Source organism: Pseudomonas sp. IT-P395 (assembly GCF_949767675.1).
GTDB lineage: Bacteria > Pseudomonadota > Gammaproteobacteria > Pseudomonadales > Pseudomonadaceae > Aquipseudomonas.
The window spans coordinates 17,929-36,560 of sequence record NZ_CATKPW010000001.1 but is presented as its reverse complement, the minus strand read 5'-3'; the positions used below and the strand labels follow the sequence as shown (position 1 = coordinate 36,560).

The following is an 18,632-nucleotide window of genomic DNA, read 5'->3' as shown; positions in this document are numbered from 1 at the left end:
ATGTTCGGCTGTATGAATAAGCTTTCCATGCTCGCGGCGGCAATGATGCTGCTCGCGAGTCACTCAGCAGTGGCGGCCATGGGGCCGTTCGAGATCTACGAACAGGCGTTGCGCAATGACCCGGTGTTCCTCGGGGCGATCAAGGAGCGTGATGCCGGCCTTGAAAACCGCGCCATTGGCCGTGCCGGCCTGCTGCCGCGCATCGGTTACACCTACAACAAGGGCCGTAACTCCTCGAAAGCCACCTCGCTGGATGAGCGCGCGCGTAATCGTACCGATGACCGCAACTACAGCAGTTACGGCTCGGCACTGACCCTGCAGCAACCGCTGCTCGATTACGAGGCGTATGCCGCGTATCGCAAAGGTGTCGCGCAGTCGTTGTTCGCCGACGAAAACTTTCGCGGCAAGAGCCAGGAACTGTTGGTCCGCGTGCTGGATAACTACACCAAGGCACTGTTCGCGCAGGATCAGATCGATATCGCCCAGGCGAAGAAGAAGGCCTACGAGCAGCAGTTCCAGCAGAACGAGCACATGTTCAAGCAAGGCGAGGGCACGCGCACCGACATTCTCGAGGCTGAGTCGCGCTATGAACTGGCGACCGCTGAAGAGATCGAAGCGCGCAATGAACAAGACGCGGCGCTGCGTGAACTGGGCGCACTGGTGGGCGTGCCGGCGGTGGATATCGGCGATCTGGCGCCGCTGGGGCAAAACTTCCAGACCTTCGCGCTGATGCCAGCCAATTACGACACCTGGCACGAAATGGCGGTGAGCAATAACCCGAATCTGGCCTCGCAGCGCCAGGCCGTGGAAGTTGCGCGTTATGAAGTGGAACGCAATCGCGCCGGGCATCTGCCGAAAATCAATGCCTATGCCTCGATGCGCCAGAACGAATCAGAAAGCGGCAATACCTACAACCAGCGCTACGAAACCAACACCATTGGTTTCGAAGTCAGCGTGCCGTTGTATGCCGGGGGCGGGGTGTCGGCGTCGACGCGTCAGGCCAGCCGCACCATGGAACAGGCGGAGTACGAGCTTGATGGCAAGACACGCGAGACGCTGATCGAACTGCGTCGTCAGTTCAGTGCGTGTTTGTCCGGGGTAAGCAAACTGCGCGCTTATCAGAAAGCGTTGAGCTCGGCGGAAGCGCTGGTGGTGTCGACCAAGCAGAGCATTCTCGGTGGCGAACGCACCAACCTCGACGCGTTGAACGCCGAGCAGCAACTGTTCACCACGCGCCGCGATCTGGCGCAGGCTCGGTATGACTATTTGATGGCGTGGACCAAGTTGCATTACTACGCCGGGACGTTGAACGAGCAGGATCTGGCGCGGGTGGATGAGGCATTTGTGGTCGCTCACCAGCCCTCACCCTAACCCTCTCCCAGAGGGAGAGGGGACCGATCGGGGGATATTTTAGAAGTACGCCGACCTGATCGAGCGGCACCGAATCCATAATCGACCGGGGTTTTCAGGTCGATGTATGACGCGAGACACCTCGGTCGGCTCCCTCTCCCTCGGGGAGAGGGCTGGGGTGAGGGGAACAGGCAACACCGCAAAAGAACCTGCATAAAACAATAAAAGTGAATGGTGAACATGGACGGACGTATCAAACCTATTTCGCTCGGCACCTTGCTGCTTGCGATTTCCGCAAACCCCGCTCAGGCGCAATACCTGGAACCTGGAAAATCCGGCGATCCGGCCAGTTGGCGCACTGCCGAATTCCTCCGTGACTGGGGCCTTGAGCGGATGCAGGCCGACAAAGCCTACGCGGCAGGATTTAGTGGCAAGGGGGTAAAAATCGGCGCCCTCGATTCCGGCTTTGACACAACTCACCCAGAGTTCGCCAGTGACCGCTATCACCCGGTGACGGCCACTGGCAGCTACGTCGATGGCTCGCCGTTCAACGTCGACGGCACCCTCAATCCCAACAACGACTCCCACGGCACCCACGTCGTCGGCACCATGGGCGCCTCGCGCGATGGCAGCGGCATGCATGGCGTGGCGTACAACGCGCAGATCTACGTCGGCAACACCAACAAGAACGACAGCTTCCTGTTCGGCCCCAATCCCGATCCGCGGTATTTCAAAGCGGTGTACGACGCGCTGGCCGATGCCGGCGTGCGCGCGATCAACAACAGTTGGGGTAGCCAGCCGCCAGATGTCAGTTACCGCACCCTCGCGGATGTGCAGAAGGCCTACGCCCAGCACTACAACCAGGGCACCTGGCTTGACGCGGCGGCCGATGTCTCGCGGCGCGGGGTGATCAACGTGTTCAGCGCCGGCAACAGCGGCTACCCGAATGCCAGCGTGCGTGCGGCACTGCCGTATTTTCAGCCGGATCTCGAAGGCCACTGGCTGGCGGTCTCCGGGCTCGATCAGAACAATCAGCAGAAGTACAACCAGTGCGGCATCGCCAAATACTGGTGCATCACCACGCCGGGCGCGAAGATCGACAGCACCGTTCCCGGCGGCGGCTACGGGATCAAGTCCGGTACCTCGATGGCGGCACCCCATGCGACCGGCGCATTGGCGCTGGTCATGGAGCGTTTCCCGTACATGACCAATCAGCAAGCCCTGCAAGTGCTGCTGACCACCGCCACGCAACTGGATGGTTCGGTGACGCAAGTGCCGAATGAACAAGTCGGCTGGGGTGTCATCAACCTGGACCGGGCGATGCGGGGGCCGGGGCAGTTGATGGGGGTGTTCAATGCCAATCTGGCGGCCGGACAGAGTGACGTCTGGAGCAATGACATTTCCGACAAGGCAGGCAAAGCCCGCGAAGATGAAGCACTCGCCGAGCACTATGCGTGGGAGAAAACATTCTTCAACAAGGCTTGGTACAACGGGCTTCCGGAGAATGCCAGCCAGCAGGACAAGACGGATTATGCGGTGGGCATGGCCCGCGACGCCGCATGGGAGAACAAGATACTTCAGGGTCGCCTGATCAAGTCCGGGGCAGGGAGTCTGTATCTCACCGGGAACAATACGTTCAGTGGCGAGACCATGGTCAACGGCGGTCTGCTGAGCGTCGACGGTACATTGACTTCGACGGTGACAGTCAATGACGGCGGTACTCTTAGTGGTACTGGTGTGGTCGGCGGATTGATCCTCAACCGCACCGGCCGCGTTGCGCCCGGCCACTCCATCGGCACGCTCAGCGTGATGCGTGACGTCCTAATGGGGGATCTTTCGACTTACGAGGTTGAGGTGTCGCCAACGAGCAGCGACCGAATCGTTGCCGAAGGCATGGCTGCCCCCGGTCTGGGTGCGGTCAGCGTGTCGCTGGAAAACAGTCCAACCCTGCTCAGTGCCGTCGAAGCGAGAAGCCTGCTCGGTAATCGTTACGTCATCCTGGAGGCGAAGAGCGGAATATGGGGCCAGTTTGGCAGTGTTCAACCGAACTATCTGTTCATCGGCGGCGTCCTCGATTACGGCGTCACCACCATTGAACTGAGTATCGAGCGCAACGCGACCTCTTTTGCCAGTGTTGGCCTGACCCCGAATCAGCGCGCGGTGGCGACGGCTGCGGAAAGTCTGGGCGCAGGCAACTCGGTGTATGAAAGCCTGCTGCTCTCGGAAAATGCCGCGTCTGCGCAACAGGCGTTCCAGCAACTGAGCGGCGAAATCCATCCAGCGCTGGGCACGATGCTGATCAACGACAGCCGCCAGTTGCGTGATGCAGTGGGCGAGCGCTTGCGCGATAACAATGCTGCGCAAAGCAATGGCTGGATCAAAGCCCTCGGCGCTTGGGGCACGACCGATTCGAGCCACGACACAGCGGGCTATAGCACGTCGATTGGCGGATTGCTGGCCGGTGTCGATGGCGCGCTGGATGAGCAGACGCGCATCGGTCTGGTCACCGGTTATAGCGACAGTTCGCTGAGCATGGGCTCGGGCACGCATTCGTCGGCCAAGGTCGACAGCTATCACTTAGGCGCGTACGCCGGCCGTGAAATCGGCGCGTGGCGCTTGAGCACCGGCGCGGCATACAGCTGGCATCGCGCCGATGTGAAACGCGATCTGCAATACAGCGACCTCAGTGCCAAACAGAAAACCAAGGTCGATGCCACCACCACGCAAGTATTCGGCGAAGCGGCTTATCGCCTGCACCTGCAACCACTGGCGCTGGAGCCGTTCGCCAACCTGGCTTACGTGCATCTGGACACTGAAGGTTTCACCGAGAAGGGCGACGCCGCGGCGCTGAAAAGTTCGGGTGATCAACGTGACGCGGTGCTGAGCACCCTCGGCGTGCGGGCGGTGAAGACGTTCAATCTGTCGACCCGGCAGGCACTGGATGTCAGCGGCCACCTCGGCTGGCAGCACAGCCTCAGCGACATCGATTCCGAGCAGCATTTGCGCTTTGCCAGCGGCGGCACGCCGTACGCGGTGGAGAGTTCGGCGCTGGTGCGCGATGCCGCGCTCGTTGGCGTGCAGGCCAGCCTGGCGTTGAGCAAGGACGTGCGCGTCAACCTTGATTACAACGGACAACTGGCCAATCGCGAGAAAAGCCATGGCGTCGGCCTGAGCCTGAACTGGCAGTTCTAACCCACGCTGATCGTTCCCACGCTCTGCGTGGGAATGCAGCCCGCGACGCTCCGCGTCACTGGACGCAGAGCGTCCCTAGAGGCATTCCTTTGCTGCGCGTGGGAACGATCAGAGCTGAAGAGACGGATTTTTCGCAACAACACTAAGGAAGGTCGCTGGATGAATAACAATAAAACCCCCGCGCAAACGGGTGGCCGCTTTGCCCTGAAATCCCTCACGCTCGCCGTACTCTGTGCAATCGGCACGGCACACGCTGCGCCGTACGTGGAGAGCGGTCGCACGGGCGATCCGTCGAGTTGGCGCAGTGCCGAGTTTCAGGCCGATTGGGGTCTGGGCGCGATCGGTGCCGATCATGCTTACGCCGCCGGCTATACCGGTAAAGGCGTGAAACTGGGGATCTTCGACCAGCCGGTGTACGCCGCGCACCCGGAGTTTTCCGGCAGCAATAAAGTCGTCACCCTGGTCACCAGCGGGATCCGTGAATACACCGACCCGTACATCCCGGTCAAAGCCGGCGATGCGTTCCGCTATGACGGTTCGCCCTCGGTCGGCTCCGACGGCAAACTCGGCGCCCACGGCACCCACGTCGGCGGTATCGCCGCCGGCAGTCGCGACGGCGGACCGATGCACGGTGTGGCGTTCGGTGCGCAGATCATCAGCGCCGACAACGGTGACCCGGGTCCGGAAGACGGCATCGTTCGCGGCAACGACGGCGCGGTGTACAAGGCCGGTTGGGATGCACTGATCGCCAGCGGCGCGCGGATCATCAACAACAGTTGGGGCATCGGCATCACTGACCGTTTCGACCTCGGCGGCCGCGATCCGGCGTACCCGCATTTCACCGTCAATGACGCGCAGTTGCAGTTCAACGAGATCCGCACGCTGCTCGGCACCAAGCCTGGTGGCGCCTACGATGGCGCGATTGCCGCCGCGCGCAGCGGCATCGTGACGATCTTCGCCGCCGGCAACGACTACAACCTCAACAACCCGGACGCCATCGCCGGCCTCGGCTATTTCGTTCCGGACATCGCGCCGAACTGGATCACCGTCGCCGCGTTGCAGAAGAACCCGGACCTGGCCAGCGCCAACCCGTACATCATGAGCACGTTCTCCTCGCGCTGCGGTTACACCGCGAGTTTCTGCGTCTCGGCGCCAGGCACGAAGATCTTCAGCTCGATCATCGAAGGCACCAACGCCGACAACCTGACCACCGGCTACAAAAACTACAACGGCACCTCGATGGCCGCGCCGCACGTCGCCGGCTCCATGGCGGTGCTGATGGAACGCTTCCCGTACATGACCGGCGATCAAGTCGCCACGGTCTTGCGCACCACCGCCACCGACCTCGGCGCACCGGGCATCGACGCCTTGTACGGCTGGGGCATGATCAACCTGCGCAAGGGCATCGATGGCCCGTCGATGTTCGTCACTGAGCAAGACATACCGGCGGAATTCCGCATCGAGGGCGCGTACGGTTCCGGCCAGTTTGTCGCCGATCTACCGGGCATCGGCGCGATCATCGATCAGGGCAAACCGACCGAACGCGTGTGCACCGACATCACCTGCGGCCTCGACACCTGGCGCAACGACATTTCCGGCCACGGCGGTTTGACCAAGCAAGGTATCGGCACGCTGGTGCTGACCGGCAACAACACTTACAGCGGCCCGACCCTGGTCAATCAGGGGCGTCTGGCCATTAACGGTTCGCTGCAATCGGCGGTGACGGTGAATGACGGCGGTATCCTCGGCGGCAACGGCCACATCGGCGCGCTGTCGGTGAACAGCGGCGGTACGGTGGCGCCGGGTAACTCCATCGGCACAATGAACGTGGCCGGTGACGTGACCTTTGCACCGGGTTCGACCTACGCCGTAGAGCTGTCGCCGACCAGCAGCGATCAGATCATCGCCACGGGTAAAGCGGTCATCGAAGGCGCCACGGTGAGCATGTCGCTGGAAAACAGCCCGACACTGCTGACCACCAACGAGGTGCAAAGCCTGCTCGGCACGCGCTACAACATCCTGCAAGCGGCCGGCGGCATTGAAGGGCGCTTCGGTCAGGTGTTGCCGGATTACGCCTTCCTCGGTGGCACGCTGGCGTACTCGGCCGATGGCATCCAGTTGGCCGTCGGGCGTAACGAGGCTTCGTTCGCCAGCGTCGGTCTGACGCCAAACCAGCGCGCGGTGGGCGCTGCGGCGGAACGGCTGGGCGCCGGCAATGCGCTGTTCGAAACCCTGTTGCTGTCGCCGAATGCGGCGTCGGCGCAGCAAGCGTTCCAGCAACTGTCCGGCGAGATCCATCCGGCCATTGGCACGATGCTGATCAACGACAGCCGTTACCTGCGTGAAGCGGTGGGCGAGCGTCTGCGTGAGCGTGATCTGTTCAACGCTGGCGCACCGACCGACGATCGCAGCAACGCCTGGGTCAAAGTGTTGGGGTCGTGGGGCAAGAGCGATGGCGGGCATGACAATGCCGACTCCAACAGCTCTATTGGCGGCCTGCTGGCCGGTGTTGATGGCTTGATCGCTGAAGATACCCGTCTGGGTTTCGTTACCGGTTATAGCGACAGCTCGTTGAGCATGGGCAGCGGCACGCATTCGTCGGCGTCGGTCGACAGCTACCACTTGGGTGCGTACCTGGGGCATCAGATCGATGCGCTGCGGCTGACCGTCGGCGGCGCCTACAGCTGGCACCGTGTCGACGTCAAACGTGACCTGCAATTCGGGGACGTCAGCAGTAAACAAAAGACCAAGCACGATGCCGCCACCACTCAAGTGTTCACCGAGGCCGCTTATGATCTGGGCCTGCAACCGATGAATCTGGAGCCGTTCGCCAACCTGTCCTACGTGCACCTCAATACCGAAAGCTTCACCGAGAAGGGTGACGCCGCCGCGCTGAAGGGCGGTGAGGACAATCGCGATGTGGTGCTGTCGACCCTCGGCGTGCGCGCCAAGCGTTCGTTCGCCTTGTCGGATCAGCATCAGCTGGAACTGGGCGCGAGCCTCGGCTGGCAGCACAACCTGAACAACGTCGATGCTGACAGCCATCTGGCCTTTGCCAACGGCAACAGCGCGTTCACCGTGCAGGGCGTGTCGATGGATCGCGACGCCGCGGTGGTCGGCGTGCGGGCAGGTCTGGCGCTCAACCGCGATGTGCGGGTGAACCTGGATTACAACGGCCTGATCGGCTCGAACGAGAAGGACCACGGTGTGGGTCTGACCCTCGACTGGCAGTTCTAAAGCGTACCGGCAGCTCTGCACAGAGCTGCCGGTTTCTGAAGGAAGAGAGAGCACAACATGGGACTGTTCGATTATAAAAATGCCGATGGCAAAGCGTTGTACAGCGACGCCATCGCGCTGACGCTATATGCCTACACGCCGACCGGCAAGCCGCTGCCGGCCACCGCCTGGACGCCGCTCACGGCGACGGCGCTGGGCTATCAGGGCAAAGTCGGGCCGCAGGGCACGTTCTTCGGCGAGAAGGACGGCTTCACCAGCGCCGAGGCCGAAGTGCTCGGCAAATACGACGCCGCCGGCAAACTGATCGGCATCGGCGTGGCCTTTCGTGGCACCGGTGGGCTCGGTTACAGCGATACCTTCGGCGATCTGAAAAACAACCTGCTGGCCGCCATCGGGCCTTCGGATTACGCGAGCAATTACGCGAAAAACGCCTTCGACATTTTGCTCAAGGCTGTCGCGGCATTCGCCATTGCCAACGGCATCGCCGCCAAGGACGTCCTGCTCAGTGGCCACAGCCTCGGCGGGCTCGGCGTCAACAGCGTTGCCGAATTGAGCGCGAGCAACTGGGGCGGCTTCTTCAAGGACGCCAACTACATCACCTTCGCCTCGCCCACCCAGAGCAGCACCGGCAATAACGTGCTGAATATCGGTTTCGAGAACGACCCGGTGTTCCGCGTGCTCGATGGCACCACGTTCAGCACAGCCTCGATGGGCAAGCACGACAAACCCCACGATTCGACCACCGACAACATCGTCAACTTCAACGACAACTACGCGTCCACCGCGCAGAACCTGGTGCCGTTCAGCATCGTCAATCCGCTGAACTGGTCGGCCCACAGCTCGCTGGGCTATGCCGATGGCTTGAATCGGGTCATCGATTCGAAGTTCTACAACCTGACGCATAAAGACTCGACGATCATCGTCTCCAATCTGGAAGAAGCGTCCCGGGGCAAAACCTGGGTCGAGGATCTGGGGCGCAGCGGTGAGCCGCACACCGGCAGCACCTTCATTATCGGCACCCAGAGCAACGACTGGCTTAAGGGCGGCGCGGGCAACGACTTCCTCGAAGGCCTGGGCGGCGATGACCGTTTCCGTGATGACGGCGGCTATAACATCCTGCTCGGTGGCCAGGGTCACAACACCTTTGAACTGCAGAAACCGCTGCAGAACTTCAGCTTCGCCAACGACGGTGACGGCACGCTTTACGTGCGCGACGCTTACGGTGGCATCAGCATGACCCGCGACATCGGCGCGCTGGTGAGCAAGGAGTCGGGTTCGTGGTGGGGCAGCAAGGAAATCACCTGGGGCGTCACGGCTAAGGGTTTGACCAATGGCAACGAGCTGACCCAGTACAACCACTCGCTCAGCGGCGATGGCTACGGCAATGCGCTGCACGCCACGGCTGATGGTGACTGGCTGTTTGGTCTCGGTGGCGATGACAAGCTGATCAGCGACAAGGGCCATGTGACCTTCGTCGGCGGCGCCGGTAACGACGTGATGACTGCCGTGGGTGGCAACAACACCTTCCTGTTCAGCGGCGCGTTCGGTTTCGATGCCATCAACGGTTATCAAGGCAGCGACAAACTGGTGTTCATGGGCGTTGAAGGCGCGGGGCAGGGCTACGACTACAAGCAACACGCGGCGCAGACCGGCAACGATACCGTGCTGAAGATTGGCGACTATGCCGTGACCCTGATCGGGGTGGGAGTGGCTAACCTGTCGGACTCAGCGTTCGTTTTCGCCTAAACAGTAATCCTGTAGGAGCTGTCGAGTGAAACGAGGCTGCGATCTTTTGATCTTGCTTTTAGGAGCAAGTCAAAAGATCGCAGCCTTCGGCAGCTCCTACAAAGGTCGCGTTAAAGAAGTGTTGTATCGAAATGCTCCGGGGCGTCCCCGTGGGGCGCCCTGGCTGTGAGCTATCTCTAACAATTCCAACAAGAGAGAGGCAATAGCAATGGGTGTGTATGACTACAAGAACTTCGGCACAGCCGATTCCAAGGCGTTGTTCAGTGATGCCATGGCAATCACGCTGTATTCCTACCACAACCTCGATAATGGCTTTGCCGCCGGTTATCAGCACAACGGATTCGGCCTTGGCCTGCCTGCCACGCTGGTCACGGCGCTGCTCGGCGGTACCGATTCGCAAGGGGTAATTCCCGGCATTCCGTGGAACCCCGACTCGGAAAAGCTCGCCCTCGACGCGGTGAAAAAGGCCGGCTGGACGCCCATCACCGCTTCGCAACTCGGCTACGACGGCAAGACCGACGCGCGGGGAACCTTCTTCGGCGAGAAAGCCGGTTACACCACCGCGCAAGTGGAAATCCTCGGCAAGTACGACGCTCAGGGCCATCTCACCGAGCTTGGCATTGCCTTTCGTGGCACCAGCGGCCCACGTGAAAACCTGATCCTCGACTCCATCGGCGACGTGATCAACGACCTGCTCGCCGCCTTCGGTCCCAAGGATTACGCCAAGAATTATGTCGGCGAAGCGTTCGGCAATCTGCTCAATGATGTGGTGGCGTTTGCCAAGGCCAACGGCCTCAGCGGCAAGGACGTGCTGGTCAGTGGTCACAGCCTCGGCGGCCTGGCGGTCAACAGCATGGCCGACTTGAGCGGCGGCAAGTGGGGCGGTTTCTTTGCCGACTCCAACTACATCGCCTACGCCTCGCCAACGCAAAGCAGTACCGACAAAGTGCTCAACGTCGGCTACGAAAACGACCCGGTGTTCCGCGCCCTCGACGGTTCGACCTTCACCGGCGCCTCCGTCGGCGTGCACGATGCGCCCAAAGTATCGGCCACCGACAACATCGTCAGCTTCAACGATCACTACGCCTCAACCGCGTGGAATCTGCTGCCGTACTCGATCCTCAACATTCCCACGTGGATCTCGCACTTGCCGACCGCGTATGGCGACGGCATGAACCGGGTGATCGACTCAAAATTCTACGACCTGACCAGTCGCGACTCGACGATCATCGTCGCCAACCTCTCGGACCCGGCGCGGGCCAACACCTGGGTGCAGGACCTCAACCGTAACGCCGAAACCCACAAGGGCAGCACGTTCATCATCGGCAGCGACGCCAACGACTTGATCCAGGGCGGCAGCGGCAACGATTACCTGGAAGGTCGCGCCGGCAATGACACCTTCCGCGACAGTGGCGGCTACAACGTCATTCTTGGCGGGCAGGGCAGCAACACCCTCGATCTGCAAAGCGCGGTGAAGAACTTCGACTTCGCCAACGACGGCGCCGGCAATCTGTATGTGCGCGATGCCAACGGCGGGATCAGCATTACCCGCGACATCGGTAGCATCATTACCAAAGAGCCGGGGTTTCTTTGGGGCCTGTTCAAGGACGATGTGACCCACAGCGTCACGGCCAGCGGCTTGAAGGTCGGCAGTAACGTCACCGCGTACGAGTCCAGCGTCAAAGGCACCGCTGGCGCCGACACGCTGAAGGCACATGCCGGTGGCGACTGGTTGTTCGGCCTGGATGGCAACGATCACCTGATTGGTGGTACCGGCAATGACGTGTTTGTCGGCGGCGCTGGCAATGACCTGATGGAGTCGGGGGGCGGGGCGGATACGTTCCTGTTCAACGGCGTGTTCGGGCAGGACCGGGTGGTGGGTTACACGTCCAACGATAAACTGGTGTTTCTCGGTGTGCAGGGTGTGTTGCCGGCGGAGGACTTCCGTGCCCATGCCGCCACTGTTGGGCAGGACACGGTGCTGACGTTTGGCAACGATTCGGTGACGCTGGTCGGGGTGTCGCTTAATAGCCTGAGTGCTGACGGTGTTGTGATCGCCTGAGGTTGATGGGGTGCTGGTAAGGGCCCTTTCGCGAGCAGGCTCGCTCCCACACTGGATCTGTGTCGTTTGCAAATCCCCTGTGGGAGCGAGGCTGCTCGCGAAGAACGATAACTCGGTTTCAAAAGTGACTCGATGGCCACGACCTGACTCAAATCCCTGCGAAAACAGCAAGTGCGGCCTAAAGCCAGTACGTGCGCACACGTTCTACAGCTAGCCGTCATTGAGTACAGGAGATTCAAACGTGAAAGGTTTCAAGGGGTATGTCGGGTTCGTTGCACTGGCGCTGGGTTCGGCCAATGCCTGCGCCGATCTGCCTCAAAGCTCGATTCTGAGCCGTTACGGCGTTACCACCGACCAACTGCCGAGCCCGCCGAAAACCGAGGCGGTCGAACCGGTCGAAGAGAAGAGTCGCTTTCAGATTCAGCCCGAACAACCGTTCGTGACCCTGCGCCTGGGTGACGGTAAACAGCCGCAGACCACCGGCAATCTGAGCATCGATCGTATGGCGCAGCAGGATCTGGAACGCTGCCGGCGCTTGCAGGGGGAAGTGGTCAAGCGGGGTGGCACGTACATGCCTTGCGACGGCAGCATTCCGGGCTTGCCGACCTTTGAATAACACTCAATGATCGTTCCCACGCTCTGCGTGGGAACGATCGACACGAGCGAAACCTAGTCTTCTTCGCGCACCGTGGCGACTTCATCAGCACGGACCTTCACCTTGGCCCCGGAAATATCTTCGAACTCATAGAAGCCGTCCTTGGTTTTGGTCTTCGGCATGTCCTTGGTCAGATACTGGGTGCCGTTCTGCAGGGTGACCACTGTCGGGGTCGAGCAACCGGCCAGTGCCAGCGCGGCAACAACGGCGAAAGGGATGCCCAGTGCTTTGATTTTCATACCCACCTCTAAATCCTCATTCGATGTGATGCCGAGCATTGTCGGCCCTCTAACGCGATTGGTGCCATCCCCGGGGGAAAAGTTCGATGGCCCGGCGAAAAAATGCCATTGATCATTTTCCGTTTGCGCCGGGCAGGGCACAGCTGGTATCTGTACGCATAACCAGTACTCGTTCGCCATGGCCCAGAATTCCCGTGACTGCCAATCCCCTCGACGATCCGTTCTATTACCTTAACAACTTCCGGCAAGTGCTTGATTGGCTTGAGCTTCGCTATGCCGATGTGATGAGTGAAACGGAACACACGTTCATTCGCGACTTCAAGGCCTTGCCCCGAGCGTCGCAGGGTTTGCTGGTGCGGATGGTCATGCGCAAGGGCGTGCATTTTCGTGCCGGCAAACTCAATTACGTTGAAATCGGTGACATCGCCGAGGCCGCGCAGCCGTTGCTGGGGCACGGCTGGATCGACGAACACGCGCCGCTGGCCCTCGCCGAATTGTTCGACGTGTTGCTCAAGGCCGAGATCCTGCAAGCCTTTGCAGCCTTCATCGAGCAGCCCAAGGGTCGCAAGGACGATTGGCTGCCGGTACTGGCCGAGCAGTTTGCTGACACTCGCAGCCTGCGCGACTGGGCGCCGCTGCTTGATGATCGTTTGTTCAGCCTGACCATCATGGACTTGTGCGACCGCTTGCGGCTGATGTTCTTCGGCAACCTGTATCAAGACTGGTCGGAATTCGTTCTCGCCGACCTTGGCATCTTCACCTATGAAAAAGTCGAATTCTGCGCCGACTCGCGGGGCCTGCGCAGTCGCGCAGACGTCGACGCCTGCCTGTTCCTGCACAACTGCCAATTGCGTTTCGAGGCCGGTGAGCCGCTGGACACCATCGTCGCGCAGGTCAGTGCCTTGCACTTCGACAACCCGTGGCTGCAACGCCGGCGTGGCAAGGTGTTGTTCCAGATCGGCCAGTATTGCGAGCGCATCGGCGAATTTGCCTTGGCCCTGAGCATTTACCGCGACTGCGCCTATCCTGGCGCCCGTTTGCGCATGATCCGCGTGCTCGAGCGCAGCGGCGAATACCCGTCGGCGCTGAAACTCGCCACACTGGCAGAACAGGCGCCGGAAAGTGCCGCCGAGCAGCAGGGCCTGCAACGGATTCTGCCAAGAGTACGACGCAAACTCGGCGGCCCGCCGCTCAAACGTGCAGCGGCCAGACCGGTCGAGCGTCTGGATCTGCAATTGCCGCGCAGTGATCCCGCGTTGTCCGTGGAGTATTACGTGCAGGCGCATCTGCACGATGACGACGGCCCGGTGCATTACGTGGAAAACAGCCTGATCAACTCGCTGTTCGGCCTGTTGTGCTGGCCGGCGATTTTCGCGCCGTTGCCCGGGGCGTTCTTTCACCCGTTCCAGCGTGGGCCGGTGGACCTGCTCAACGAAGACTTCCAGCAACGCCGCGCCGAGCTGTTTGAAGCGTGCCTGAGCGAACTCGACGACGGCCGCTATGTCGCGACCATTCACCAGCGCTTTGTCGACAAATGGGGCATCCAGTCGCCGTTCGTGTTCTGGGGGGCGGTGAATGAACAATTGCTTGAGCAGGCGTTGGCCTGTCTGCCCGCCGAACATCTCAAGCACTGGTTCAACCGTTTGCTGCTCGACATCAAGGCCAACCGCGCCGGCATGCCCGACCTGATCCAGTTCTGGCCGCAGCACAAAACCTACCGGATGATTGAAGTGAAAGGCCCCGGCGATCGCTTGCAGGACAACCAATTGCGCTGGCTGGAGTTCTGCCATCAACACCAGATGCCGGTGGCGGTGTGTTACGTGCAATGGGCGGAGCAGAGCGCTTGAGCTACAGCATTGCCGTGCGCGCACTGTGTGAGTTCACCGCCAAGACCGGCGACCTCGACTTGCGCTTCACCCCATCCCCCACGGCGCTGGAAGGCATCGCCGGCCACCGCACCGTGGCCTCGCGGCGCAGCGAGAAATATCAAAGCGAAGTGGCGCTGGAGGGCGAGTTCCGGCAATTGAAGGTCAAGGGCAGGGCGGACGGTTACGACCCGGCGCAAACCTGCCTGGAAGAAGTCAAAACCTACCGAGGTGACCTGAGCAAACAACCGGCCAATCACCGCCAGTTGCACTGGGCGCAGGCGAAGATCTATGGCTGGTTGATGTGCCGCAAGCTCGAACTCGAACAGATCAATCTGGCGCTGGTGTATTTCGACATCGTCAGCGAGAAGGAAACCTGTCTGGTCGAGGCGTTCAGTGCAGATGCGTTGAAAGCTTTTTTCGAGCAGCAATGCACGCTGTTCCTGCAATGGGCCGAACAAGAAATGGCTCATCGCGAGGCGCGCAATCTCGCCGCACAACAATTGGCGTTTCCCCATGCCGATTTTCGTCCCGGTCAGCGGCATCTGGCCGAGTCGGTGTTCAAGGCCGTCAGCACCGGACGCTGCCTGATGGCCCAAGCCCCGACCGGTATCGGCAAAACCCTCGGCACGCTGTTCCCGATGATCAAGGCTCTGGCGCCGCAGCAACTGGACAAGGTGTTTTTCCTCACTGCCAAAACACCGGGGCGCAAATTGGCGCTGGATGCCAGTCAGGTGTTGTTCGATCAGTCACCAGCCTTGCCTTTGCGGGTGCTGGAAATGGTCGCCCGCGACAAAGCCTGTGAACACCCGGACAAAGCCTGTCACGGCGAATCCTGCCCGTTGGCCCAAGGTTTTTATGATCGCCTGCCAGCCGCGCGTGAGGCAGCAAGTCGAATCCGCCTGCTCGATCAAGCGGCCATGCGCGAGGTCGCCGCGCAGCACGCGGTGTGCCCGTATTACCTCAGTCAGGAGATGGCCCGTTGGGTGGACGTGGTGATCGCCGACTACAACTATTACTTCGACTTCAGCGCGATGCTGTTCGGTCTCGCCCAGCTCAATCAGTGGAAAGTCGCGGTGCTGGCGGACGAGGCGCATAACCTCGTCGAACGTGGCCGGCAGATGTACAGCGCCAGTCTTGATCAGTTCACCCTCGGCAGCGTGCGCAAAACCGCGCCGGCGGCGCTGAAGAACGCGTTGCAACGGGTCAACCGTGAATGGAACGCGCTGCATGCGCCGCAATTGGCGGCGTATCAGGCGTACGACAAGGCGCCGGAAAAACTCCTGCAAGCGATCTCGCTGTGTTGCGCGGCCATTGGCGATTACCTCAATGACCACCCGCAGGGTCTCGATAGCGCCTTGCAGAACTTCTACTTCGACCTGCTGCAATTCGCCCGGGTGGCCGAGCTGTACGACGAGCATTACCTGTTCGATATCAGCAAGCGCGACCTCGAGCGCAAAAAGCCGCTGTCGCAATTGTGCCTGCGCAATGTTGTGCCGGCCGCGTTCATTGGCCCGCGCCTGAAAGCGGCGCGCAGCAGCGTGCTGTTTTCCGCGACCCTCAGTCCGCGCCATTATTACGCTGACTTGCTCGGTACGCCCGCCGACACCGTGTGGATCGACGTTGAGTCGCCGTTTTGCGCCGAGCAGTTACAGGTGCAAATCGTCAGCCGCATCTCGACGCGTTTCAACCATCGTCAGGCCTCGCTGGAACCGATTGTCGAGCTGATCGCGCGGCAGTTCAGCGAGCGCCCCGGCAACTATCTGGCGTTTTTCAGCAGCTTCGATTATTTGCAACAAGTGGCGTCGTTGCTGGCGGAGCGTTATCCGCACATCACCCTCTGGCAGCAATCGCGGGGGATGCTCGAAGGCGCGCGGCAGGCCTTTCTCGACCAGTTCACCGCACACAGCCAGGGCATCGGCTTTGCTGTGTTGGGCGGGGCGTTCGGCGAAGGCATCGATTTGCCCGGTGCGCGGCTGATCGGCGCGTTCATTGCCACGCTGGGGCTGGCGCAGTTCAATTCGGTCAACGAACAACTCAAATACCGCATGGCCGCCATCTTCGGTGCCGGTTATGACTACACCTACCTGTACCCCGGCGTGCAGAAAGTGGTGCAGGCCGCCGGACGAGTCATCCGTACCCGCGAGGATCGCGGCGTGGTGATGCTGATTGACGACCGCTTTGCCGAGAGCCGGATCAAACAACTGCTGCCGCGCTGGTGGGCGATCAATCATGAGACGGCTGCTTCCCAATTCGCTGGATTGCCGCATACTTCCGATCATGACAATGGCTGGTGAGTGTGATGAGCGAGAAAAACAAGACCGCGGCGATCGAAGAGATGCGTTTTCGTCTATTGATCGATGCGGTGGTCGACTATGCGATCTACATGATCGATCCCGACGGCATCATCACCAGTTGGAATTCCGGCGCCAAACGCTTCAAGGGTTATGAAGAGGCGGAAATCCTCGGCGAACATTTCTCCCGCTTTTATACCGCTGAGGATCGCGCCGCCGGTCTGCCGCAACGGGCGCTCGATACGGCGATCCGTGAAGGACGTTTCGAAGGCGAGGGCTGGCGGGTGCGCAAGGATGGCACCAACTTCTGGTCGCACGTGGTGATCGATCCGATCATTGATCCCGACGGCAAGCTGCTCGGCTTCGCCAAGATCACCCGCGACCTGACCGACCGCAAGATGGCCGAGGAAACCCTCAAGCAAAGCGAACAGCAGTTCCGTTTGCTGGTGCAGGGCGTCACTGATTATGCGATCTACATGCTCAGTCCCGAAGGCCGGGTCAGCAACTGGAACCAGGGCGCGCAGCGAATCAAGGGCTATCTGCCGGAAGAAATCATCGGCCAGCATTTTTCGATCTTTTATACCCCTGAAGATCGCGAACTCGGCGAGCCGCAACGGGCGCTGGAAATCGCCACCCGCGAAGGCCGCTTTGAAAACAAGAGCTGGCGCATGCGCAAGGACGGCACGCGGTTTCTCGCTCATGTGGTGGTCGATGCGATTCGTGGTGACACCGGCACGTTGCTCGGTTTCGCCAAAATCACCCGCGACATCACCGAGGCCCACCTGGCGCAGCAAGCGCTGGAGAAAACCCGTGAAGCGCTGTTCCAGGCGCAGAAGATGCAGGCCATCGGCCAACTCAGCGGCGGCGTCGCCCATGACTTCAATAATTTGCTGACGGTGATTCTCGGTAACCTCGAGATCGTGCACAAACGCGTGGGCGACGATCCGAAAATCAGCCGCCTGCTGGAGAACGCCACTCAAGGCGCTTTGCGCGGCGTGTCGCTGACCCAGCGCATGCTGGCGTTCGCTCGCCGTCAGGAACTGAAGACCGAGTCGGTGGATATTGCGCAATTGGTTCAGGGCATCACCGGGTTGCTGCGTAGCTCCCTCGGGCCGGGCATTCGTATCGATACGCGGTTTCCCGAAGATATCGAGCCGGTGCTGGCGGATACCAATCAGTTGGAGTTGGCGTTGCTTAACCTGGCAACCAACGCCCGCGATGCCATGCCCGATGGAGGTACGGTGAACATCACTGCCGAACCGCAAGTGGTGCTTGAGCTGGGGCATTCGGACCTGCCAGCGGGGCGTTATGTCTGCCTCAGCGTAATCGACAGCGGGGAGGGCATGGATGAGCACACGCTGGCGTCGGCCAGAGATCCGTTCTTCACCACCAAAGGGCTGGGCAAGGGCACCGGACTGGGCCTGTCGATGGTCCACGGCTTCATGGAGCAACTCGGTGGCCGTTTCATCCTCAAGAGTGCAAAGGCCCAGGGCACTACGGCGGAACTGTGGATTCCGGTGGCCGTTGCGGGCATGGCCAACAAGCCGCCGCTGCCTCACGCCGAGCCGGTGGTGGTGCCGAGACTGAGCGTGCTGGTCGTGGATGACGATTCGCTGGTGTTGACCAGCACCAGTCTGCTGCTCGAAGACCTTGGCCATCGGGTGATCAGTGCGACGTCCGGTGCGCAGGCGCTGGCGTTGTTCGATCAGGGCGAGGTCATCGACCTGATGATCACCGACATGGCCATGCCGCAGATGAGCGGCGCACAACTGGCACATGCCGTGCGCGTGCTCAAACCGGACCTGCCGATCATCCTGGCCACCGGTTACGCCGAGCGTCTGGAAGGTTTTGCCGCGCAACTGCCACGGCTGCCCAAGCCGTTCACGCAAATGAATCTGGTGGCAATCATTGCTCAGTCGATGAAAAAAAACGTCGATCAATCCGTCTGAACTTGCGCGCCAAAGGGGACTTCTAAAGGTTTTCCCCACCCCG

Annotated in this window: 10 protein-coding genes; 9 read left to right on the top strand and 1 reads right to left on the bottom strand. The window is 60.9% G+C overall.

Annotation, left to right across the window (positions count from 1 at the left end):
* The 6 genes from ACM6IN_RS00120 (at position 1) to ACM6IN_RS00095 (ending at position 12,203) form a co-directional block, all read left to right on the top strand.
* Positions 1-1,371 (top strand): TolC family outer membrane protein, encoded by a 1,371-nt coding sequence (locus ACM6IN_RS00120; protein WP_007914891.1) that lies wholly within the window; start codon positions 1-3, stop codon positions 1,369-1,371.
* A 210-nt stretch (positions 1,372-1,581) separates the two neighbouring features.
* The gene (locus tag ACM6IN_RS00115) at positions 1,582-4,542 is read left to right on the top strand and encodes an autotransporter domain-containing protein (RefSeq protein ID WP_414915133.1); all 2,961 of its coding nucleotides are present in this window, start codon (positions 1,582-1,584) and stop codon (positions 4,540-4,542) included.
* 159 nt (positions 4,543-4,701) lie between these two features.
* On the top strand, positions 4,702-7,779 hold the full coding sequence (locus ACM6IN_RS00110) for an autotransporter domain-containing protein (RefSeq protein WP_414915132.1): 3,078 nt from the start codon (positions 4,702-4,704) through the stop codon (positions 7,777-7,779).
* A gap of 57 nt (positions 7,780-7,836) precedes the next feature.
* Positions 7,837-9,525: a polyurethanase gene (locus ACM6IN_RS00105; RefSeq protein ID WP_414915131.1), complete on the top strand. Its 1,689-nt coding sequence runs from the start codon at positions 7,837-7,839 to the stop codon at positions 9,523-9,525.
* A 208-nt stretch (positions 9,526-9,733) separates the two neighbouring features.
* On the top strand, positions 9,734-11,587 hold the full coding sequence (locus ACM6IN_RS00100) for a polyurethanase (RefSeq protein WP_414915130.1): 1,854 nt from the start codon (positions 9,734-9,736) through the stop codon (positions 11,585-11,587).
* Positions 11,588-11,828: 241 nt separating this feature from the next.
* Entirely contained in the window at positions 11,829-12,203 is a 375-nt protein-coding gene (locus tag ACM6IN_RS00095) for a hypothetical protein (RefSeq protein ID WP_414915129.1), read from the top strand.
* A gap of 53 nt (positions 12,204-12,256) precedes the next feature.
* Here ACM6IN_RS00095 and ACM6IN_RS00090 read toward each other — a convergent pair whose 3' ends face one another.
* The gene (locus tag ACM6IN_RS00090) at positions 12,257-12,481 is read right to left on the bottom strand and encodes a YgdI/YgdR family lipoprotein (RefSeq protein WP_016983368.1); all 225 of its coding nucleotides are present in this window, start codon (positions 12,479-12,481) and stop codon (positions 12,257-12,259) included.
* A 194-nt stretch (positions 12,482-12,675) separates the two neighbouring features.
* Here ACM6IN_RS00090 and ACM6IN_RS00085 point away from each other — a divergent pair, with 194 nt between their 5' ends.
* The 3 genes from ACM6IN_RS00085 to ACM6IN_RS00075 are packed head-to-tail and all read left to right on the top strand — an operon-like array spanning position 12,676 to position 18,589.
* Positions 12,676-14,328, top strand: a complete 1,653-nt coding sequence (locus ACM6IN_RS00085) for a VRR-NUC domain-containing protein (protein ID WP_414915128.1) — start codon at positions 12,676-12,678, stop codon at positions 14,326-14,328.
* Complete coding sequence (locus ACM6IN_RS00080; protein WP_414915127.1) at positions 14,325-16,643, top strand: ATP-dependent DNA helicase; 2,319 nt, start codon at positions 14,325-14,327, stop codon at positions 16,641-16,643. Before ACM6IN_RS00085 ends, ACM6IN_RS00080 begins: the two co-directional genes overlap by 4 nt.
* A 5-nt stretch (positions 16,644-16,648) precedes the next feature.
* Positions 16,649-18,589, top strand: coding sequence for a PAS domain S-box protein (locus ACM6IN_RS00075; RefSeq protein ID WP_414915126.1), 1,941 nt, complete (start codon positions 16,649-16,651; stop codon positions 18,587-18,589).
* Positions 18,590-18,632 lie beyond the last annotated feature (43 nt).